General features: G+C 30.9%; 22 protein-coding genes. 2 read left to right on the top strand and 20 right to left on the bottom strand.

Going from position 1 to position 22,799, the window contains the following annotated elements; translation table 11 throughout:
• Positions 1 to 108 precede the first annotated feature (108 nt).
• The 17 genes from LQ688_RS06900 to LQ688_RS06820 all read right to left on the bottom strand — a co-directional run bounded on the left by LQ688_RS06900 (position 109) and on the right by LQ688_RS06820 (position 18,521).
• Positions 109 to 471: a transcriptional regulator, SarA/Rot family gene (locus tag LQ688_RS06900; protein WP_016998854.1), complete on the bottom strand. Its 363-nt coding sequence runs from the start codon at positions 469 to 471 to the stop codon at positions 109 to 111.
• 229 nt (positions 472 to 700) lie between these two features.
• On the bottom strand, positions 701 to 2,077 hold the full coding sequence (locus LQ688_RS06895; protein WP_239752696.1) for an alanine/glycine:cation symporter family protein: 1,377 nt from the start codon (positions 2,075 to 2,077) through the stop codon (positions 701 to 703).
• Between the two features lie 159 nt (positions 2,078 to 2,236).
• On the bottom strand, positions 2,237 to 3,601 hold the full coding sequence (locus LQ688_RS06890) for an EVE domain-containing protein (RefSeq protein ID WP_218688334.1): 1,365 nt from the start codon (positions 3,599 to 3,601) through the stop codon (positions 2,237 to 2,239).
• A 181-nt stretch (positions 3,602 to 3,782) separates the two neighbouring features.
• Positions 3,783 to 4,778, bottom strand: a complete 996-nt coding sequence (locus LQ688_RS06885; RefSeq protein WP_016998852.1) for a LysM peptidoglycan-binding domain-containing protein — start codon at positions 4,776 to 4,778, stop codon at positions 3,783 to 3,785.
• A 285-nt stretch (positions 4,779 to 5,063) separates the two neighbouring features.
• On the bottom strand, positions 5,064 to 5,297 hold the full coding sequence (locus LQ688_RS06880; RefSeq protein WP_016998851.1) for a hypothetical protein: 234 nt from the start codon (positions 5,295 to 5,297) through the stop codon (positions 5,064 to 5,066).
• 17 nt (positions 5,298 to 5,314) lie between these two features.
• Positions 5,315 to 6,256, bottom strand: coding sequence for a mannose-6-phosphate isomerase, class I (gene manA / locus LQ688_RS06875; RefSeq protein WP_070044874.1), 942 nt, complete (start codon positions 6,254 to 6,256; stop codon positions 5,315 to 5,317).
• A gap of 195 nt (positions 6,257 to 6,451) precedes the next feature.
• On the bottom strand, positions 6,452 to 7,981 hold the full coding sequence (locus LQ688_RS06870) for an AbgT family transporter (protein ID WP_016998849.1): 1,530 nt from the start codon (positions 7,979 to 7,981) through the stop codon (positions 6,452 to 6,454).
• 449 nt (positions 7,982 to 8,430) lie between these two features.
• The gene (locus LQ688_RS06865) at positions 8,431 to 9,123 is read right to left on the bottom strand and encodes a FadR/GntR family transcriptional regulator (RefSeq protein WP_064204178.1); all 693 of its coding nucleotides are present in this window, start codon (positions 9,121 to 9,123) and stop codon (positions 8,431 to 8,433) included.
• 73 nt (positions 9,124 to 9,196) lie between these two features.
• Positions 9,197 to 9,571: a dihydroxyacetone kinase phosphoryl donor subunit DhaM gene (gene dhaM, locus LQ688_RS06860; RefSeq protein WP_016998848.1), complete on the bottom strand. Its 375-nt coding sequence runs from the start codon at positions 9,569 to 9,571 to the stop codon at positions 9,197 to 9,199.
• Positions 9,572 to 9,574: 3 nt separating this feature from the next.
• Complete coding sequence (gene dhaL / locus LQ688_RS06855) at positions 9,575 to 10,150, bottom strand: dihydroxyacetone kinase subunit DhaL (protein ID WP_239704109.1); 576 nt, start codon at positions 10,148 to 10,150, stop codon at positions 9,575 to 9,577.
• Positions 10,151 to 10,162: 12 nt separating this feature from the next.
• Entirely contained in the window at positions 10,163 to 11,128 is a 966-nt protein-coding gene (dhaK, locus tag LQ688_RS06850) for a dihydroxyacetone kinase subunit DhaK (protein ID WP_239724176.1), read from the bottom strand.
• Positions 11,129 to 11,317: 189 nt separating this feature from the next.
• The gene (locus LQ688_RS06845; protein ID WP_239724178.1) at positions 11,318 to 12,970 is read right to left on the bottom strand and encodes a glycoside hydrolase family 13 protein; all 1,653 of its coding nucleotides are present in this window, start codon (positions 12,968 to 12,970) and stop codon (positions 11,318 to 11,320) included.
• A 2-nt stretch (positions 12,971 to 12,972) separates the two neighbouring features.
• Entirely contained in the window at positions 12,973 to 13,989 is a 1,017-nt protein-coding gene (locus tag LQ688_RS06840) for a LacI family DNA-binding transcriptional regulator (RefSeq protein ID WP_016998843.1), read from the bottom strand.
• 14 nt (positions 13,990 to 14,003) lie between these two features.
• Positions 14,004 to 14,846: a sugar ABC transporter permease gene (locus tag LQ688_RS06835; RefSeq protein WP_064204182.1), complete on the bottom strand. Its 843-nt coding sequence runs from the start codon at positions 14,844 to 14,846 to the stop codon at positions 14,004 to 14,006.
• Positions 14,846 to 16,114 (bottom strand): sugar ABC transporter permease, encoded by a 1,269-nt coding sequence (locus LQ688_RS06830; RefSeq protein ID WP_016998841.1) that lies wholly within the window; start codon positions 16,112 to 16,114, stop codon positions 14,846 to 14,848. Before LQ688_RS06830 ends, LQ688_RS06835 begins: the two co-directional genes overlap by 1 nt.
• Before the next feature lie 15 nt (positions 16,115 to 16,129).
• Entirely contained in the window at positions 16,130 to 17,383 is a 1,254-nt protein-coding gene (locus LQ688_RS06825; RefSeq protein ID WP_016998840.1) for an extracellular solute-binding protein, read from the bottom strand.
• Between the two features lie 37 nt (positions 17,384 to 17,420).
• Positions 17,421 to 18,521, bottom strand: a complete 1,101-nt coding sequence (locus LQ688_RS06820) for an ABC transporter ATP-binding protein (RefSeq protein ID WP_016998839.1) — start codon at positions 18,519 to 18,521, stop codon at positions 17,421 to 17,423.
• A gap of 245 nt (positions 18,522 to 18,766) precedes the next feature.
• Between LQ688_RS06820 and LQ688_RS06815 the strand changes: the two genes are divergently transcribed.
• Together LQ688_RS06815 and LQ688_RS06810 are read left to right on the top strand one after the other, a co-directional pair.
• Positions 18,767 to 19,228: a MarR family winged helix-turn-helix transcriptional regulator gene (locus tag LQ688_RS06815; protein WP_016998838.1), complete on the top strand. Its 462-nt coding sequence runs from the start codon at positions 18,767 to 18,769 to the stop codon at positions 19,226 to 19,228.
• The gene (locus tag LQ688_RS06810) at positions 19,221 to 20,657 is read left to right on the top strand and encodes a YhgE/Pip domain-containing protein (RefSeq protein ID WP_016998837.1); all 1,437 of its coding nucleotides are present in this window, start codon (positions 19,221 to 19,223) and stop codon (positions 20,655 to 20,657) included. The genes LQ688_RS06815 and LQ688_RS06810 overlap by 8 nt, the downstream gene beginning before the upstream one ends.
• 271 nt (positions 20,658 to 20,928) lie before the next feature.
• Here the strand turns inward: LQ688_RS06810 and LQ688_RS06805 are convergent, their stop codons facing one another.
• From LQ688_RS06805 to LQ688_RS06795, 3 genes are read right to left on the bottom strand one after another with little or no spacing between them, the layout of a single operon-like run.
• Positions 20,929 to 21,942: a zinc-binding alcohol dehydrogenase family protein gene (locus LQ688_RS06805; RefSeq protein WP_239724180.1), complete on the bottom strand. Its 1,014-nt coding sequence runs from the start codon at positions 21,940 to 21,942 to the stop codon at positions 20,929 to 20,931.
• 24 nt (positions 21,943 to 21,966) lie between these two features.
• The gene (locus tag LQ688_RS06800) at positions 21,967 to 22,407 is read right to left on the bottom strand and encodes a GNAT family N-acetyltransferase (protein WP_016998835.1); all 441 of its coding nucleotides are present in this window, start codon (positions 22,405 to 22,407) and stop codon (positions 21,967 to 21,969) included.
• A gap of 30 nt (positions 22,408 to 22,437) precedes the next feature.
• Positions 22,438 to 22,641 carry a DUF1272 domain-containing protein gene (locus tag LQ688_RS06795; protein WP_016998834.1) on the bottom strand — a complete coding sequence of 68 codons (204 nt, stop codon included), beginning with the start codon at positions 22,639 to 22,641 and terminating at the stop codon, positions 22,438 to 22,440.
• Positions 22,642 to 22,799: the final 158 nt, after the last annotated feature.

Genomic DNA, 22,799 nt, shown 5'->3' with positions numbered 1-22,799 from the left:
ATTAAATTTTAAAATATAATTTGATTATAAATACAAAAATGCATTGTAAAAGTTAGCCTTTGACTAACTTTTACAATGCATTTCATTAATATTAAAAAGATTTATAATCTAAGCTACATTTAACATATCCAATACTTCTTGCATTATCACTTCAAAATCATCTTTATAATCATCGTTAAAGCGTAATATAACTGCTCTTTCATCTGTTTTTAAGCGGTTTTTTAATATATATTTCTTTTCGAATAGTCTCTTAATGGCACGAGCAGATTTGTTTTGCTTTATGTATCCTTTTTCAATTGCATCTTTAAGGTGTACTTCTTTCACTTCATTTAATTTCATTAAGAAGAAAAATTCATGTTTCTTTAAGCCATACTTTTGTTCAATTACTACAAAGATATTGTCAATTTTATTTTGGTAATCAAAGAATTCAGAACATGAAGTAATTGCTTCTGAATAAGATTGAGTGCTCATTGTTGTAACCTCCTAAAAATTAGTTAATTAAATTATCTTAAAATAATCTTACCATAAAATTAAATAACATCAATATGGAATTTAATAAAATATTTGACATTTTGTGTAAATTAGAATAATTTATATGACTACATACAAAAGAGGTTTATTTTTGAAGACATCTACAATTTTTTTAAATACAAAAAAAGATTATAACGATAACGTTATAATCTAAAAGGAATAAACTATTTCAGTTTTTATTATTTTTATCTTTCAAATAAAATTCTTTGCTTGTGAAAAATTCTCGTGTCAAGTCTTTAACTTTAGGTGATAACATAATAACAGCTATAATATTGGGAATAAGAATGCATGCTAACGCAATATCTAATAAATTCCACAATTGTGTACCTGCCCCAAACGCACCGAGCGCTATAGATAAAACATATACTATTTTCATAATAAATCCAGCTGTTAATCCAAATAAATATTCTGCCATTCTTGAACCATAATAAATAACTACAATTATAGTAGAGAATACAAAGAATACCATTGATATAGAAACAATCCAGCTTCCAAATGTACCAAATGCATCATTAAAAGCTCTAGCTGTCAGTGCAGCTGATTGTTCTTTTGCATCATCTGCTTTCCAAACGTCTGAAACCAATACAACAAACGCTGTTGTACTACATATAATTAAAGTATCAACAACTATTTCACTTACACTCCAAAAAGCTTGTCTCACTGGATGGTCTGTCTTAGCAGCAGCGTGGGCAATTGGAGAAGTACCTAAACCTGCTTCGTTTGAATAGATACCTCGAGCAAACCCCCATCTAACCGTTGTAGCTAAAGCAGCTCCAAAACTACCTCCTAATGCTGCATCAGGATTAAAAGCTTTTTCAACTACTAACGCTATGACTCCCGGTAAATGTTGAATGTTCATTAAAATGATAATAAAACCCATAATACAATATAATCCAACCATAACCGGCACAATCATTTCAGTGAATGTCGCAATTCTTTTAATACCTCCAAACACAACTAAAGCAGCTAACACAGCTAAAACGATTCCTGTATAACCCATATCGATATTGAATGTATCTTCTACCGTGCTTGCTGCTGAATTTCCTTGCACCATAATACTCGGAATGAGTTCCAACATAAGCGCGAATGCAAAAATAAAAGCGAATACTATTCCAACTTTTTTATTTTTCATTCCTTTTTTCATATAGTATGTAGGTCCCCCTACAAATTCGCCTTTACTATTCTTTTCTCGATAATGTATACCAAGTACGTTTTCACTATACTTTAGAGCCATCCCTAAAAATGCAATAACCATCATCCAAAATACTGCACCAGGTCCACCCATCATGATTGCTGTAGGTACCCCTACGATATTTGCTGCACCAACAGTAGAAGATAAAGCAGAAGTTAATGCTTGCCTCGGTGTAATCGTTCCTTCACCTTTAGGTTTTTTATTAATACTGCCAAATGTTTGTTTCATCATATAGCCAAAATGTCTAAACTGTATAAACCCTAAATAAATTGTTAAAAATAAACTAGATACTAATAATAGAGTTACGAGTGGATATCCCCATAACCAATCTGAAAATGCTACTATTTTGTCCATAAACACGTCCCCTTTGTTGTTTATTGATAAGAGCAATTTTAATTATATATATCATATTACAGAAAATTCTATCAATTTAAAAGATAATTTTTCACTTATAAATTAAAAACACCATTTGATATTAAACAAATAGTGTTTTTCAATGAAAATTTATTTTATTTATCCAACGTGTATTACACGACAATGTTTTAAAAATTGATGTGAATATTGTTTTTTTATATCTTCAACTGTCCCATAACATAAACCTATCATTCTCCATTTTGGATTATGGCGGTAGAATGAGTCTTTTTCTAAACTCCATTTTACCATTTTTCCATCATGATTATATCTAGGTAGTGTCATTTCATGACCATCTAAAACATTTAGGAATAGTTGGAATATTTCAGGGTCTATTCGCTCAAATTGATCGATTACAAGCCATTCTCTTTCTGAATTTGTGATATGCCCCGTGATAAATCCTTCACGATAATATAGAGCTCCACTTTCGTTAGGTAAATACCTTCCGTATAACATTTCTTCAGAAAAATCTGGATGCCCTGTTGTATAAATACCTTTAGCAAGCTCGCGCTCTACGTAATGTTTTGCTTTTTTTATACCTTCTTCTTTACTATCACATAACATTAATATAATTGGCTTATCTTTTTTATCTTCTTGTTCTTGTGGAATCGAGACTTGATATTGTTGTGAATTATTTTGAGAAAACTCACCTCTACTCATATCCATCATTGCATCATATTGAGCTTTTGTTAAATTAGCTATAGATTGCTTAGAATTTTCTTGTAAGAAATATAATTTTTTTAATGTTTGATGTCTATTTAGTTCTGCTACACTTATAGGATTAATATCCTTTTCATATCTAATAGTTATGCAAGTTGAATCAGTTCGTCCTGGTTGTGGTGGAAGTTTATGTATACTATCTGTAACTTCACCAACACCAATAATAGAATGATTCGCGTTTTTATTTAAGAATACAAGCTGATCCCCGATTTCAAGTTGTGTATAATAAATATAACCATTTCTTTTAATACCATTCACTGTATGTGTGAAAATAGTATATGTTTCATCTTCTTCAAACTGTATTTCTTCTGAAAGTAAGAAATATCTAGGTATTTTAACTTCTCCTTGTCCTAGGCCAATAATTAATTCAAATTCTTCTTTAGATATACGATTGAATAATTGATCCGTTAGTTGCTTAATACGCAATTCTAAATGTTCACTTCTCTTTAAGTATTCAACTGAAAGCATTGTTAAAGAAGTTTCAAATTTAAAATGAATGCTTACTTTTTGGTTGCCGCCTGTCTGAACATCAATAATTTCCCCATATCCTAATAATCCCACTTGATTTTGGACTTGATAATAAATTACTTTATCACCAGGTTTTGCCGTCTTAAAGGCATGGTAACCTTGAGTAGGATTAAAACTTGCACCCGATTCAAATACTGCAACTTGTCCTTCTAGAGGTTCTGTATGATTCCACCTATTATATCCACAATTTAGCCAAAAGTAGTTTGTTTCTTCAGACATATGTATACTCCTTGTTATAAATAATTATCAATTTTAAACGATTTACTATGTAAATATGACGTTTATTATACTAATCATATTTTTTACATGACATTAATATTAACATTGTATAAGACATTAGCATCCGTGTCTATGTTTACACAAGTAAAAACTGAGACATTATATATGCCTCAGTTCAAGATTAATGTATAAAATTATAACTTGGTACGAGTGAAGCTGGTACAGTTCTGTATGTTAATACACCAGGTGAAGATGTAAAATTCATTTCTGATACTTGAATACTACCGTCATTATTAATGCGTTCAACAAACGAAACATGACCGTAATAACCAGCAGAAGATTGTAAAATCGAACCTACAGCAGGTTTATGATTTACTCTATATCCATCTTTAGCTGCAGCGCTAGCCCAGTTGTTCGCATTCCACCAATAAGTGCTTATTGGTTTACCGATTGCTTTACGTCGATTAAATACGTGCCAAGTACATTGACCCCAATCATATAAATTTTGGTGGTAGAACATAGGAGGTGTATAGCTACCAGTGTTATTAGAGCTTGATTGTCCACCACCTGTTGACACTGAACCACTTACTTTTAATTTTTGGCCCGGATAAATAATGAAATTTGATAAACCATTTAAAGACATTATTTTTTGATATGTTGTACCATATCGAGCAGCAATTACTGATAATGAATCTCCTGATTTAACCGTATAAGTAGTTGTACTAGTAGATGTGTTTGATGAACCCGTATTATTTGAACTTGAACTACTAGAAGTCCCTTTTACTTTTAATTTTTGGCCAGGATAAATAATTGTATTATTCAACCCGTTTAAAGACATTATTTTTTGATATGTTGTGCCATATTTACCAGCAATTACTGATAACGAATCCCCTGATTTAACCGTATAGTACGTCGTTGATGACGTTGAAGTCGATCCTGTATTCGTATTAGACGAACTAGAAGAACCAGGTACTTGAATGATTTGATTCGGAAAAATTAGATTAGAGCTTAATTTGTTTAAGCTTTTAATTTTTGCGATAGTTGTATTATGTTTTTCAGCAATTAACCAAAGTGAGTCTCCGCTCTTAACTTTATATGATGCAGCTTCAGCACTTTGTGATGTTAAAGCTACTGCTACAGAAGCACCTACAAATGCTGTTAATGTCTTCTTCTTCAAAATTAGTTACCTCCATTATCTTACATTTTTATATAAAGATATTAATTCTTCCTAATTATACACTGTTATGGCGCAATTTTATATTACAGTTTTATTTCATTTATATTAATAGAATTATAGAAAAATTCTTTTAAAGACAATTAATTTTTTTATTTATATGATGAGAATACACTGTAAAATTGAAATAAATGACAATATAACAATTTAAATCTGCACAAAAAAACTGTCGTCAAAGTTATTAACTTTACGACAGTTTAAATGTATATTACAAAACTAATAATCTATTTATTGAAGTATTAACGATAAACCGGCTAATGTTGGCATTAAATTAACTAGAACGCCTCCGATTTTCAACCCCATTGTTATTTCTTTATCTTTAAAAGTACTAATAGCTAATATTAGCCCAATTAAAGCAATAATAAATGGTATCACTGGATTTGGATATTTTGGCTGTTCAAAAAATATTCCTAGACCAGCTATAACGGCACAAACAAGTGATAAATATAAGAATTTTTTCATATTAGTATAACTCCTATCTAGACGTAACTTACTATAACTTCTAGTTGCCCGTTAATGTGATTATCTAAATCATCAGCCGTTAATATGAGGTGACTTCCCGTTGACACTTCATATACATTTCCGTCTGTTATGATTTCACCTTCCCCAGAAATAATACTCACTAAGCAATAATCTCTAGGTTTTCTGAAGTTAAATGTACCTTCTATTTGCCATTTCGTAACAGTGAAAAAGTCGCTTTCTACAAGCATTTGACCTTTTTGTTCATCAGAATCTATTCTCACAGGTGCTACATTTGGGCTTGTTGGTCCTATATTGATAACATCAATACTTTTATCAAGATGTAATTCACGTTTCTTACCATCTTGCTCAATTCTATCATAATCATAAATTCTGTAAGTAGTATCTGAGTTTTGTTGCGTTTCTAGTATCATAATACCTTCTCCGATTGCATGCACTGTACCACTTGGCACATAGAAAAAGTCTCCCTTTTCAACTTTAACGCGCTTGAATAAATGATCCCAATCTTCATTTTGAATATATTCTTCAAGCTGTTCTTTCGAATTTGCATAAGTTCCATATATAATTTCTGCGTCTTCTTTTGCGTCAAGAACATACCAGCACTCAGTTTTACCAAACTCACCATTTTCATGTTCGTGTGCATATTCATCATCTGGATGAACTTGTACAGATAATTTTTGGTTTGCATCTAATATTTTCGTAAGCAATGGAAATTTCTTTTCTGAAGGATTTCCAAATAATTCAGGATGTTCTTCCCAAACCTTATCCAATGTTTGACCTTCGTAAGCTCCATTGGCAATAACATTAGGTCCATTTTGATGCGCTGATATACCCCAACATTCCCCAATATTACCATCAGGAATGTCGTAGCCCATTTTTTCTAAATTACGTCCTCCCCAAATACGCTCTTTAAATACGGGTTTCAATACTAATGGAGACATTTAATCATCCTTTTCTTTTTTGTCGTTAAAAATATATGTAAGTTCAATTAATTAAATTAAATATATACCCTTCGTGATTGTACCATATAGTGCTTTACTTATGAAATACTGAAATGGCAGTGGGAAGGAAATCTCATTTTTCTAAAAAGACTTCATAGCCTCATCCTAGAAAGAATGAGACTACATTTTAACTTATTATTTACTCCAATATATATCTCCACCAGGTCCTAATGGTAAACCTAGTAAGAACCATATAATCATAAATATAGGCCAAACAATCGCCAATACAATCGAATATGGCATTAAACTAGAAATTAATGTTCCAAGTTTCATATTCTTATCATATTTTTGAGCATATGATAGTAATAGTGGTAAGTAAGGCATCATCGGTGTTATTGGATTTGTGATTGAATCTCCTATACGATAAACCATCTGTGTAAACGCGGGATGATATCCTAATAACATAAACATAGGTATAAATATTGGTGCTAATATCGCCCATTTTGCGGATGCGCTACCTATTAGCAAGTTAATTAAACAACTTAATAATATTAATCCTATTATTAACACTACACCATTTTGACCTTGTAATAATTCTGCGCCTTTAACTGATATAACAACACCTAGGTTGCTCCAATTTAAATACGCTAATAATTGTGAAGCAAAAAATACAATTACGATAAAACTTCCCATTGTCGCCATTGAATCAGTTAACATTTTCCCTAAATCTTTTGTATTTTTAAGTTTACCTGACATAATTCCATAAACAAAACCGGGAACAAAGAAAACAACAAGAATGATTATACCAACACCATCCATTAATGGCGATTCTTCGATTAAGCTTCCAGTTTTAGCGTTTCTTAGCCAGCCATTTTCAGGTATTGATAAAGCTAATAAAATTACTATAACCGCAAAGAAACTCCAATTAGCAAACTTTAATGCTTTGTTTTCTTTAGATGTTATTTCATTATCATCACTTGAACTATCTGTTTCTTCTTTATATGTACCTAGACGTGGTATAACAATTTTCATACTTACAAAATAAATTGCTGGTAATAAAATGATAGAAGATGCTGCTATAAAATACCAGTTCATAGCTACGTTCAACGAAATATCTTTGCTAATAATTTCAGCTGCTGGTTTGGTAAATGCATAAACAAGCGCATCACTCATACCTAAAGTTAAATTAGCTGCAAACGCCCCTAAGGCAGAAGCATATGCCATCGCTAAACCAGCTATCGGATGATAACCAAGTTTAATAAAAACTAATGCCGTCAAAGGTGGTAAAACTACTGGAGCTGCATCTCCAGCAGCATTCCCAATAATACCTACAAATATAATAATGGGTACTATAATTTTCTTAGGCGCTTTATTAACTATCATTATCATTAATTTATCAAAATATCCTGTTTTTTCTGCTACACCTATTCCGAGCATAACTGCAAGTACAAGGCCTAATGCTGGGAATTCGGAAAAGTTTGTTATAGATTCACTTAATATTTTAGAAAAACCTTCTCTAGAAATTAGATTTGTTACTTCTACTGTTTTTCCTGTACCTGGGTTTTCTACTTTTATATTGAACAAAGATACAAACCAAGATAGTACAATTAATCCTACACATAAAAGGAAAAATAATATACTTGGATCTGGCAATCGGTTTCCTGCTTTTTCTATGAAGTTTAAGAATCTATTAATAATAGAAACTTTTCTCTTTGTCTGATTCATAATAGCCCCCTTAATATAAGAAATTAGAAATATTATATCATAAAATATCTATATATTTTGAAGTTTCTGACGATTTGTAATGTATGATTTTATTATTTATATAAAATCTATTTATTCGGTGTAATTTGGATATTATTTTTTAATAATTAATATTGCTAAACTCTTGAAGGGACCTTATACTTAAGATACAAATATTAAATTGTAATAAGCTTTTTCATTATTGCAATGATAAGTTACAGTTTATTATTTTACTGTGAGAAGTCTTTATATATGATTATGAAATGGAACGGATGGGTTATACATACCCAAAGCGATAAGCATCCTGAAGCTTATCGCTTTTTATTTTTATAAATAATATATAACGAATAGAGGCCGAGACAAATGTCTCGGCCTCTTTCGGTTTATTGAGCAAGTGTTTCGTCTCAAGCTTTATTTAATATCATTAATCATCATCTAATGTGTTTTAATACTGCGTTTTCAACTTCAGACAAATGAAATGCCATTTTTTCTTCAGCTAATTTACTATTTTGACTTTTTATAGCTTCGTATATATCTTTATGTTCATTATAGAGCTTCTCAATCGATTTGCTTTTTGTATATAAATATATTCTTCTTGTTTCTTTCATAGTATGTTGCATTAATTCTGATACATTGCGCAATAGCTGTTTTAACATGTAATTATTTGAAGCATCAGCAATAGCAAGATGGAATCTTAAATCTGAAGCTTCTCCTAATTCATTTTTTTTAATTGCTACTTTCATATCAAAAAGTGCCGCTTCAATTTCCTTAAGATTATTTTCATCACGATTAGATGCTGCCAATCTTGCTACACCAACTTCAACTATATTACGTACTTCTAATAAATTTTCGATGTCTTCCACATTAGCATTAATTGCTTCAAGATTAAATTTTGTTTCTTCTCTATTTATAACAAAAGTTCCTTGTCCATGTTTAATATCGACATATCCCATTGCTCGTAAAGCATTCAATGCTTCTCTAATAGTAGCTTGACCAACACCAAAACTCTCAGATAATGCTTTGATTGACGGTAATCGATCACCAGGATTTATACGACCTTCGTTAATATCAAATATGATGACATCTGCAACTTTTTCATATAATTTCTGATTCGATATTTTCATTTTTTATTTCTCCACCTTGTAAAATCATTAGTAGAGCAATTATATCATTTTATATTTTTGACTTGATCACATTTTAAGATTTTTTAGAAAATTCCCTTTCAATGCTTGAAATTGCTTCTTCTAATGTTGCTCCTGTTGATAATGATACGCTCGCTAGAAATGCGCCTTCAACAATAGGCCCGTCAACTTTATATAATTTATAATCACCTTCGTATAAATCAATAGCCATTTCCAAGTTCATTTCTGCTGACCCAATATCGTAAAATAACAATGCATCTTCTGTCAGTTCATCGATGATTTCGTTAACTGTATCGATACTTGTTCCTATCTCACCTTCATTATTTCCGCCTTTAGCAATTACTGTTACATCTGGTGACATTTGTGCTAACAAATCTTTCACACCTTGTGCTATATCTTTACTATGACTAATAATTCCTATTGTCGCCATTTTCTACACATCCTCACTTAAAGCATTCAATACAAATACCATACTCTGTGCACCTGGATCGATATGTCCAATTGAATCCTTTTTGAAATATGCTGCTCTACCTTTAGTAGCTTCTAAATCTTTCGTATCATCTGCAAATTGTTGTAATTGTTCTTTACTTATAGATTGATTGTTTTCTAAGTACTCAGATGTTTTTTGTAGCACATCATACATCGTTTTTTCGCCACCAGAAACTTTACCTCGTGTTGCTACAGCATTTTTAAATTCATCAATGTATTCTTTCAAATTATCTTGATTAATTTCATCATAGTTAAGAGAAGCCATTTTTACAAAACTAAATCCATAGAGTGGACCAGACGCCCCTCCTACAGAACTCATTAATGTCATACCTGTTGATTTCAAAACTTCACTTAACGTATCCCCAGAAATTTTCTCGTCAACTGCTTTGAAACCTCTCAGCATATTAACGCCATGATCCCCGTCACCAATTGCTCTGTCTAAGTCTGTTAAAAGTTGTTCTTCTTGTTCAAAAGTATTTCTTAAATCTTTTAATTTTTTAGTTAATAAATCTGCATCCATGGATAAATCCTCCTATACGAAATATTTACTTTCTGTCGGTGCATCAAAAGCATCGCAATATTCATCATCATAAGGTACTAAAGTAATAGAAAAACCTTGCATATCTAAAGCTGTCATATAATTACCGATTAAATATTTTTCGATATTTAATTCATTTTCTTTAGCATATTCATTAAAGTAATGTGAAACAATCGCTAATTCAGAATCTGGAGTTGCACCCATGCCATTAATCATTACGATTAATGTTTTATCTGATATTTCTTTCTCTAATTCGTGCATTAACCTTTTAATAATTTCATCGATTGGTTCAATATCCTCTTGATATATACTACGTTCACCATGAATACCGATTCCTATTTCCATTTGATTCTCTTTTAAATCAAAACCGTATTGACCAGTAGTTGGTACTAAACAAGGATAAATAGCCATACCAATTGTTCTTATCTTTTCGATAAATGTTTCTGTTCTACTCTTTATATCAGCGAGATTGAATCCATTATCGGATAAGAAACCTGCATATTTATGGACTAAGACTGTTCCGGCTACACCTCTTCTATCTTCTATGTTTTCGATAGATATATCATCTCTCACCACGATTGACTCACAAGAGATACCTTCCATCTCAGCCATTTCTTGCGCCATCTCAAAATTCATTACATCCCCTGCATAATTTTTCACTATTAAAAGAACACCTTCATCTGTAGCTACATGTTTGATTGCTTCTAAAATTTTATCAGGAGTAGGAGATGTAAACACTTCACCACATACAGCTGCATCTAACATACCCTCTGCCACATAACCAGCATGAGCAGGTTCGTGGCCTGAACCTCCTCCAGAAACTAAAGCAACACCTTTTGTTTTTAGTTTTTTTCTTACTACTACATTTTCACTTATTATTTCAACCGCATCATCCATTATTTCAATGCCTTTTAACATATCAGCAACAAAATTTGTTTTTTCTTTCATTAATTTCTTCATACTATGACCTCCCGATTGAATTCTATTACCTCAATACTATTATAAAACGTTTAAGGTAGTAAGCGTTAACAATATGGATATATATAAAATCCATACACAAGAGACATTATCAAGAATTCGTATTAGCTGCATTGAATAATACGTTAATCTATAAAAGTCATGTTATGCATGGATTTTATACTAAGTTATTTATTTTATTTGATACACTCTTGTTTCAAAAGGTTTTAACTTTTGTGTTTTTTCAACATCTCTATAATTATTCAGTAATAAATCATAATATTCAATTTTAAAAGCTTTAGATATATCTGCTTCTTCACTAGTTAAATTACACATTATAATAACTTGATTGTTATCAAGCTTTCTCTTATAAGTATAAATTTGTGGATGATATTCATCTACTAATTCATAAACACCATAATTAAATACATTATTAGATTTTTTAAGTTTAATTAGCTTTTTATAGTAACTTAAAATTGAATCTTCATCTTCTAATTGTTGTTCAACATTTATACTTTTATAATTAGGATTTACATGGAACCAAGGTCTTTCTTTTGAAAATCCTGCATAATCAGTTTGATTCCATTGCATCATTGTTCTCGAATTATCTCGATTTACTCTACTGAAATCATGTAATAATTGCTCTACGTTTTCTCCATTTTCTTTTTTTAATCTAACTTCATTTTTGACTGATACATCATTAAATTCTTCTAATGATTGGAATGGATAGTTAGTCATACCTATTTCTTGTCCTTGATATATAAATGGCGTCCCTTTTTGTAAGAAATAATTCGTCGCATGACTTGTCGCACTTTCATACCAATAATGTTGATCGTCTCCCCACGTTGAAACAAGTCTTGGTTGATCGTGGTTTTCAATAAATAAAGCATTCCAACCCTTACCTTCTAATTGGTTTTGCCATTTGGTCATAACTTCTTTATATCTTTGAATGTCGAACCCTGCATCTTCAGTATTCCATAATCCTAAGTGCTCAAATTGAAATATCATATTAAATATTCCATTTTCAAACCCGACCCAATTTTCAGCATCATATGGAGAAACACCGTTCGCTTCACCGACTGTCATGATATCATACTTATTAAAAGTTTCGTCTCTCAGCTCTCTTAAATGTTCTAAAATACCTGGCCTATTTGTATATCGCTCGAACGCAGGTTTAAAATTCGTTTCATTTTCAGCATATTCAATATCACCATCTTCAAATGATTTTTGAATATGTGTAATGGCATCTACTCTAAATCCATCAATTCCTTTATCAAACCACCAATTAATCATCTTATATAATTCTTTTCTAACATCTGCATTTTCCCAGTTAAGGTCTGGCTGTTTTTTACTAAATATATGCAAATAATATTCATCAGTTTCATTTGTTTTTGCCCATGCAGAACCATTAAAAATACTTCCCCAGTTATTGGGCTCTTTATTATTATTTCCTTCTTTCCAAATATACCAATCTCTCTTAGAATTTTTTTTACTGGATTTTGATTCTATAAACCATGGATGTTCATCTGAAGTATGATTTATAACTAAATCTAAAATTAATTTCATACCGAGATCATGCGTTTCTTCTAGTAATAAATCAAAGTCCTCCATCGTACCGAATTCTTCCATTATATCTTGATAGTCACTTATATCGTAGCCATTATCATCATTAGGTGACGTAAAAATTGGAGAAACCCAAATTACATCAATTCCTAAATCTTTTAAATAACTTAATTTCTCTCTTATGCCGTTAATATCACCTATCCCATCGTCATTAGAATCTTTAAAACTTCTTGGATAAATTTGATAACATACAGCTTCTTTCCACCAAATACGCTCTTCCATATTTAAACATTCTCCTGTCTTTTTGTAGATGCTCTTTCTATAATCTCAGTCGGTATAATAGTGTTTTTCTTAATTATATGTGGATCTTCTATTAATTTAATCATGGCTATACCTGCTTCTTCCCCTAAATATTCAGGATGAATATTTACAACTGTTTGGGGTGGCGAAGCAGATTCATTAATGAAAGAATCATTAAATGTTGCAGTCATTACATCATCAGGAATTCTTATGTTGTAGTGATACAAAACACTTAATAAATTTATATTTAACATGCTATCTGATGTAATAATTGCGCTTGGAAATACTTCTTGTTCCTTCATTTTCTTAACGACTTCCATAATTTCATTTCTTTCAGGTCGTGCATTAAAAATATGAAATTCATTAACATTATTTTTTAAGCAAACCCTTTTAAACCCTTCAATTCGATCTATTGCCACTGCATACGAATCTGGTTCAGCAATAAAAGCTAAATGGTTATGTCCCTTATCTATCATAAACTGCGTCATTAATTCGCTCGCTTCAATATTATCGTTATCAATATGAATAATATCTCGTTCTTGTAGTTGCTTGCCTATAACAACAAACGGGAATTTATTTTTTTTAAGTAATTTTATAATTGGATCATTTTCTTTTGAATACAGCATGATAAATCCATCAATAGATTTAGATTTCATTAAACTTTCTACTTCTGCGATTAATTCTTCTGACTCAATCGCAGTGGTCATAATCGTAGAATACGCTCTTTTTTTACATGCGATAGATATGCCCATCAATACATCGGTAAAGAACGGATTTTGAGTCATTTCTTTAGATGCTGTCTTTAAAATTAATCCTATTGTTTTTGTTTTTTGAGTTACAAGTGTTCTTGCAGCTACATTAGGTTCATAACCTAATTTTCGCATAACAGCTTTTACTTTTTTCGATGTATTTTCACTGATGCTTTTATGACCGCTTATTACTCTTGAAACTGTTGAAGGGGCTACATTAGCCTCTTTTGCGACATCTTTAATTGTAACCACAAAACCACTCCTTATTATCCTTTAGTTGCACCTGCAGTTAATCCAGTGACTAAATATCTTTGTAAAAGTAAAAATACGATTGAAATTGGGATTGCTATCATCATAGCACCTGCAGCAAAAACTGTGAAATTATTACCGAACTGGTCATTTATAAAATTAAATAATCCAACTGCCAATGTATATTTTTCAGGACTTCTTAATAAGATTCTAGGTAATATAAAGTCCATGAATGGTCCCATAAAATTAAACAGTGCTACTACTGCTAATATCGGTTTAGCTAAAGGTAACATAATTGTGAAGAATATTCTCATATGCCCAGCACCATCCATTTTGGCTGACTCATCTAATTCTTTTGGTATTGTATCAAAATACCCTTTCACTAAAAACGCATTCATCGGTATTGATCCACCGATATAGATCAAAGTTAGCCCAAATAATGAATCTAAAAGACCGATAGTATTTAACAAGATATAAATAGCTACCATCGCCATTAAAACAGGAAACATTTGAAGTATTAAAAATGCTATTAACCCATATTTTCTACCTACAAATCTATATCTTGAAAAAGCATAAGACGTTAAACCTACAAATATAACTGAAAATAATGCATTTGCAGTCGCAACGATTAATGTGTTTTTATACCAAGTTAAATAATCACTAGAAGGATCTGTTAATAAAAATATATAGTTTTTTAGCGAAGCATCTTTAGGTATCATACTTGATCCATATAAATTTGAACCCGAGTTTAAAGATAATCCTAATGTCCATAATAACGGATAAATAATGATAATAAACATAACAGCCAAAATACTATACATCAAAATAGCTCTTAATATATTTTTGTTTTTCTTATTCATTAAATATCCCCCTCATCTTTAAACGTACTTGTTTTTCTAAATTGTATAAATGCAATTATTGCGATAAATATCCCAATAATTAATGAAATAGTAGCTGCCATATTATAGTTTTGCATATCGAATGTTAAGCGATAAACCCATGATATTAATATATCTGTACTTCCTGCGTTTTGGCCTGATACTGGCGGTCCACCTTTATTAAATAAATATATAAGGTTAAAGTTATTAAAATTACCTGCATATTGCATAATCAATAACGGAGCAGTTGCAAACAAAATATGAGGAAATGTTATGTTTCTAAATTTCTGCCAACTTGAAGCGCCATCCATATCAGCTGCTTCATACCAATCTGATGAAATACTTTGTAATACACCAGTAAATAAAGCAAATACAAAAGGAAAACCTAACCATACTTGAATGAATATCAAAGCTATTTTCGCCCAAAATGGATCGTTTAACCACGCTGGTGCTATACCTAATAAGGGTTGCAATATATCATTATTTATTGAACCAAAATCATCGTTAAATATTGCTGCAAATATTAAAATAGTAACAAATGATGGTACTGCCCATGGAAGAATCAATACTGTTCTAATTAATTTTTTAAACTTTACCAACGGGTGATTTACAATTATAGCCAACAATAATGCCAACACAATTTGTAAAGTTGTAGCTACTAGTGTCCATACAATTGTCCAAGTTAATACATTAAAAAAAGTTGTCTTCCAAATAGGAACAGTTAATAACGATTTAAAATTATCAAAGCCAACCCATTCTAATAAATTTCTAGGAGGTGCATTATATAAATTATAATTCGTAAAAGCTAAAAAACACATAAATAGTAATGGAAATACTACAACAAAAATTAATAAAAAAATACCTGGTGAAATCAATAAATAAGGGAATGTTTTATCCCATGTTGCAACCATACGTCCTTTACTATCTTTAATTTCGTGACCTCGGTTATATTGTTCGGCGTTTCTATATGCATCGATTATATTTACAACGTAAAGTGTGATAGCAAATGCTATAAGTATGAGGGATATAATCCCTTGCGCTAACAATACTCTTGAATCATCTAGTTTTGGCACTGTACCAAGCGTAAATAACCCCCAAAATCCAATGTTCATAAACTGATAAAAAACACTTATAAAACTAATAAAAAATATAATAAAAATACTGCCTTTTATGTATCTTTTATTATAAAATTGTCCAACACCTGGAATAACGGACAATATCCCAGCTAATTTAGGATTTCTATTCTTCATATTTGACACCTTCTTTTATTTTTTAGATGCATTCATAATTTTCACCTGTTCGTCTATATTACTTTTTGCTTCATCTAATGCTTCTTTTGAATCTTTCCCATTTGACATAAATATCGCTGCATTTCCCATAGGATCCCAGACCTGACTCATTTCTGGAATATTAGGCATTGGAACAGCATTTTGTGCTTGTTGCTCATATGGTCTTAGAAGTTCATTTTTAGATGAAACATCTGTACGTCCTGTAATTTCTTGCATATCATCAGTATATTTCTGCATGTTCTTTTGATTTGTTAGAAATAATAATAAATCTTTAGCCCAATATTTCTCCTTACTGTACTCTGATATAAACCAACCACGAACACCTAAAAATGGTTTCATTTGTTTGCCATTATCTTTAGGTAAAATCGCTGTACCAAAATCGTCACCTAATTCTTCTTTAAACTCTGAAGTTTGCCATGGACCAGTCACAAACATGCCAACTTTTCCTTCTTTAAATAAACCAACAATGACATCTTGATCTGCTGACTTTGTGATATAACCTTTTTCATACCATGATTGCAGTCTTTTGCCACTTTCTACTACAGCTTTATCATTTACTGCTACATCTGTAGTATCAAACCCGTTATCTTTTTCTTTAAAAATGTATCCGCCTTGTGAAAATAAAAATGGGTAATTAAAGTAAAAGTTTTTAGCATCAAACATGAAACCATATTGTTTTTTATCTTTATCAGTTATGTTTTCAGCAATTTTTTCTACATCTTCCATAGTCTTTGGTGGTGTTTTTACAAGCTTTTTATTATAAACGACAGCCGTTGATTCAACTATTACTGGTAATGCTAATTGTTTACCTTCGTAGTTTAATGCATCTAATGCATCTTTTGAATATCCTTCAAGTTCTTCTTCTGTAAAATCAATTTCTGCTGCCAATCCTTGTAAGTATGCATCTCCTGCTCTATCCTGAGGTTGAAAGAATAAATCAGGTCCTTTTCCAGAGGGGCCATCTAAAGATAAATTGTCAACTTGGTCATCCTGTGCAGTGTTTTTTAGAATAATTTCTATTCCTGTTTTTTTAGTGTATTCTTTCGTTACTTCTTTATAGAAAGACATTTGCCTATCTCCATCAACCCACATTGTTAACGATTCAGGTTTTGAAGTCTTTTCATCATCATTTAAAGCTTTATCAATATCTTCTTGTGTACGTTTTGGACCACAACTTACTAATAACGTAACAACTAGTATCACTGAGCAAAATTTTATTATTCGCTTCATATGCTCTCCTTCTTTCAAGTGTTAATTTGACATTGATTTAATTTTTTATTTTTTCTCCGGTTTCTTTATCAAAGAAATGACATTTATTTAAATCGATGGCTAATTCAATTTCTTCATTAGGATTTACTACTGTTCTTGCATCTAATTTCGCTGAAAATTCAATGTCACTAAACAAACCATGTATCATTATTTCTGAACCTAATAATTCACTTACTAATACTTTTGTTTTGAATGTTGTATCCCGATGTGCTGATATAAATATTGGTTCATCGTGAATATCTTCTGGTCTTATACCAAATCTTATGTCTTTCCCATCATAACCAGCATTTGTTAATAATCTTGTCTGTCTCTCATTCAACTTAATCACTTGATCGCCTATTTCTAAGTTATCTTGATTTATTTTTGCATCGAAAATGTTCATTGCAGGTGAGCCAATAAATTGAGCAACAAACTCATTTTCTGGCGAATCATACACTTCTCTTGGTGTACCTATTTGCATGATATCTCCATCTTTCAATACAACGATGCGACTTGCCATTGTTAATGCTTCAGTTTGGTCATGTGTTACGTAAATTGTTGTCGTTTGTAGACGTTCATGTAATTTCAAAATTTCAGTCCTCATTTGAACACGTAATTTTGCATCTAAATTAGATAAAGGTTCATCCATTAAAAATACTTTAGCATCTCTAACAATCGCTCTACCCAAAGCTACTCTTTGTCTTTGTCCACCAGATAAAGCTTTAGGCTTTCTCGGTAAAAATTCTTTTAAACCTAAAATTTCTGCAGCATATTGTACCCTTTTGTCTATTTCTTTTTTATTCATTTTTCTAAGTTTTAAGCCAAAAGCCATATTATCGTATACTGTCATATGTGGATATAAAGCATAATTTTGAAATACCATCGCTATATCTCTATCTTTAGGTGCTACATCGTTCATTCTTGAACCATCAATAGAAAATTCACCATCCGTTATATCTTCTAGCCCTGCTATCATCCTTAATGTTGTTGATTTGCCACACCCTGACGGACCGACAAACACTATAAATTCTTTGTCTTTAATATGTAAATTAAAATCATTAACCACCGTATTTCCTTTATCATAGGTTTTCTTAATATTTTCTAATTTTAAATCGGTCATATGATTCCCTCCGTTAATTGAAATCGCTTTCATTTTTAAATATAAACTTATCATATGTGTAATTTAACAATTTGTCAATGAATTTTACGCAAACGTTTGCATTTATATTTATATACATATATTAGCTTTATAAATACATATCTATAATCTAGCGCAAACGTTTGTTTTAATAATGTATTTTATTGTTGCAATTTTAGTTCACAGGGTGTACTATATGAAAAGTAATAAGTACAGGAGGTGTACTAATGGAAAATAATGAATTAAAAAAAGCATTTAACCTATTTCAAGAATCTATTGTTAACATTCATAGCGAAGTAGCAAAAATTTTAAATAAGTCTGGGTTAGATGAAGTAATCTCTAAAGAACAATTTCAAACTCTAAAAATTATTAAAGAATCTCCTAAATGTACATTTAGCTTTATAGCTCAAAGACAAGGTGTTTTTAAAACAGCAATATCGAACAGAATTAATAAACTAAAGCATTTAGATCTTATTTCAATCCAACAAGGTGAAGATAAAAGAGAAAAATCTGTATTGCTAACTGAAAAAGGATTATCTCTTGTTAGTCGTACTGAAGATATAATCTATGAAACTTTTAGTCGTAAATTATCTTCTCATTTCTCTGATCAAGAAATCATCACATTCGTTAAACAGCTCCAAAAAGCAAACAATCTTATAACTGGAAAGGATAATGCTAAACATGTTTGATGATATAAAAAACTTATGGACACATAAATTTATGCTCATTTCTTTAATAGCAATCATGCTTTTACCGCTTATTTATAGTTCTGTATTCGTGGGGTCTTTGTGGGATCCTTATGGTAAAACTGACGAATTAAAAATATCAATAGTCAATTATGATAAAGGCGGCGAAATTAATGGTGAGAAGACGAATATAGGTAATGACGTCGTTGATAAATTAAAGGATAATGATAAATTCAAATGGGAGTTTGTAGAACAATCTACTGCAGATAAACATTTAGAACGCGGTGAATCTTATGCAGTTATAACAATACCTGAAAATACAACTAAAAACGCTGGGTCCATGTTAGATAAATCTCCAGAAAAAATTGATTTAAATATTAAAACAAACCCTGGATATAGTTATACTGGTTCTCAAATTGCAACTAAAGCAGTAACAGCAGTTGAAGATAACCTAAGTAGTTCTATTCGAGACAAATACATTACAGAAGTATTTAATGGCATGAATAAACTTACAGATGGTTATAAAGATACCTCTAAAGCTTTAGGACAAATGTCTGATGCAGAATCCCAACTTATAGATGGTAATCAACAAGTTGAATCTGGGTTAGAACAAATGGCACCTATGGCCGGAGCTCAAGGAGAGCAACTTCTACAAGGTAGTAAGCAAGTATCACAAGGTCTAAACGAACTACAAGCTAATAATAATAAATTGAAAGATAATATTGATAAAGCTATTAAACAGTCTGAAGGTCAATATTTTAATAAGAAAAATACAGATTCCATCAATAAACCAGTTAAATCAAGTGAAAACGACTTAACTGAAGTAGATAATTATGGTCAAAGTTTCGCACCATATATTCTTGCATTAAGCTTATATGTCGGAGCAGTAGCCTTTGCTGCAGTTTATCCAATAGATAAACGTATGGGAGATTCAACAGGAATCAAATGGTGGTTAAGTAAATTTGTTATTTATTTCTTACAATCTGTAGGTTCAGCACTCGCACTAGCAGTACTATGTCTATATATATTTGATATGGATATCGCCAACCATGGATATTTCACACTGACACTTCTATTATGGAGTTTAGCAGCTTATATGATTGTTACTTTCTTAACTGTAGTATTAGGTAATATCGGTAAATTCTTAGCAATCATATTATTAATTTTACAGTTAGGTTCTAGTGAAGGTACTTTCCCTATTCAATTATCAGGCAAGTTCTTCCAAGATCTACACCCATTTTCTCCAATGAGCTATGTTATTAAAGCATTAAGAGAAAATATATTTAACTTTACAAGCGACGTAACGTACTTACAATCTATGTTGATTATTGGAAGTATCGCAATTGTTTTTGCATTACTATCAATGCTTGTTTATACAATACGTTCTAAATATCCAAACTTTAGACGTAAAGCAAACGAAAACGATTATTAATATAGCTACGTATCCCTATTTAAAAAGAAGCTGGAACATTATAAATGTTCCAGCTTTTTTGATTTTAGGTTAGAAAAAGTAAATTCGTGAGTCTATTTAATCGTAAATCCAACAAGAGAGGATCTATTTGGATTTTCGACTTTATTAATCCAACAACATACCCTCTATTTGGATTTTCGGCTTAATTAATCCAATAACAATATATTCTATCCAAAAAAGAGCCAGAGATTTATATCTCAAGCTCTTTTTTTAATATATTTCTTAACTATATTTATTTTTCTTCATAGTCTATTACAATTTTACCTATACTATTTCCTTTTTCTATCATTTCATGAGCTTTTGTAATTGTTTCTACAGTTAAGCCTTTTAATGTTTGATAATGTGTTGTTTTAATAGAGCCTCTATCTATTAATTTCATCAATTCACTTAAATATTTATGATGTTGTTTCATATCTTCAGTTTCATATTTAGGTCTTGTAAACATAAATTCAAATGAAAATGAAACACTCTTATCTTTTAATAAATTTAAATCTACTTTATCCATAAAATTAACTAACGCTACAATTTTACCTCTAGGTTTTATCATTTCTGCCATTACTGCAAAGTATTCATCACTATTATGCGTATCAAAAATATAATCTACTTCATTGATACGGTGAGCTTTTAATTCATCTGGTAAATGGTGTTTATGATTTAATACAATATCAGCGCCCATTTTTTCAGACCATCTTCTTGTTTCTTTTCTAGAAGCTGTAGTGATTACAGTTAAACCTAGATGTTTTCCAATTTGAGTTGCTATTGAACCAACACCACCAGCTCCATTGATAATCAGTAATTTCTTCCCTTCATTATCTTCAGGGTTTGTTGATATATTTAACCCTTCGCAGAGCGCTTCAAACGCTGTAAGTGAAGTTAAAGGTAATGCAGCAGCTTCTACATTGGATAAATGTTCTGGTTTAATACTTACTAGCCTTTCATCAACGAGTTGATATTCTGCATTAGAACCTTGTCTTATGTTAGATCCTGAGTAGTATACTTCATCTCCAACATGGAATAATTCAACGTCATTTCCAACCGCTTCTACAACACCTACTGCATCATAGCCTAATACTTTGTAATCATCGTAGTTTGCCGTTCGTAACTTTGTATCTACTGGGTTAATACTTGCTGCTTTTACATTTACAAGTATATCTTTACCTTCAGCTTTAGGCGTAGGTAATTCTAATTCTTCAAAACCGTTTTCTTCATTTAAATCAAAGCCATTTTTAAATCCAATTGCTTTCATTTAATCCCCACCTCTTGTTTTATTTTATAAAGGCTTACTATAATAGTTATGATCTTCATCTAAAACCATACCTAATTTTTGATATAGTTTGTTTCCAGCTACATTTGTTTTCTCTGTTTCCAAATACATTATCTCATACCCATTTTCTTTACCATATTGAAATGCTTGGTTCATGAGTTTCTCACCAACGTGTTTACCACGTGCTTGCTCAGTAACAAACAAATCATTAATAATAAGTAGTTGTGACATTTTCATCGAAGAAAGCATCGTATATAATTGTATAAATCCAATAACATCATTTTCTTCTTCAGCTATAAATATAGTAGCATTTTTATTTTTTAAATTATTATACAGAAATGTATTAGCCTGTTCTTTATTAGATTTTTTCCCCGCATGAACACGATATGCATTAAAAATTGGTACAATTCGTGAAATGTCATCTTCGTTAATTTTTACGATATTCAATTGTATATCCCCCTGTTTATCTATAAAAATTTATCTATCACTCATAATTGTGTTTTCATCAGCTTTAAGTTTCGGTCTTACTACAAGTTCGCCACTACATTCTGGGCAAACATAATATAGATTTTCTGCACAATCACGGCAAAAAGTATGTTCTTTAACACAAATAAAAGCATTACTTTTTTCATGGAAAACATAATCGCAATTGTCGCATTTTGTTTTCATTTCCAATACCATCTCTATCACTCCATTATTGTATGTTAATATTGATTATAATTATCATATCATTTTTTAGTATTTAATATTAATATGAAGGTGATTATATTGGAAAAAGAACTTGTCGGTAAATGTAAGATTTGTCAAAAGAATATTTATTGTAACAGTGGTTTTATAGA

Origin of the sequence: Mammaliicoccus sp. J-M40 (assembly GCF_022386395.1) — a bacterium.
Lineage (GTDB): Bacteria > Bacillota > Bacilli > Staphylococcales > Staphylococcaceae > Mammaliicoccus > Mammaliicoccus lentus.
This window is presented reverse-complemented; position numbering and strand designations above follow the sequence as displayed.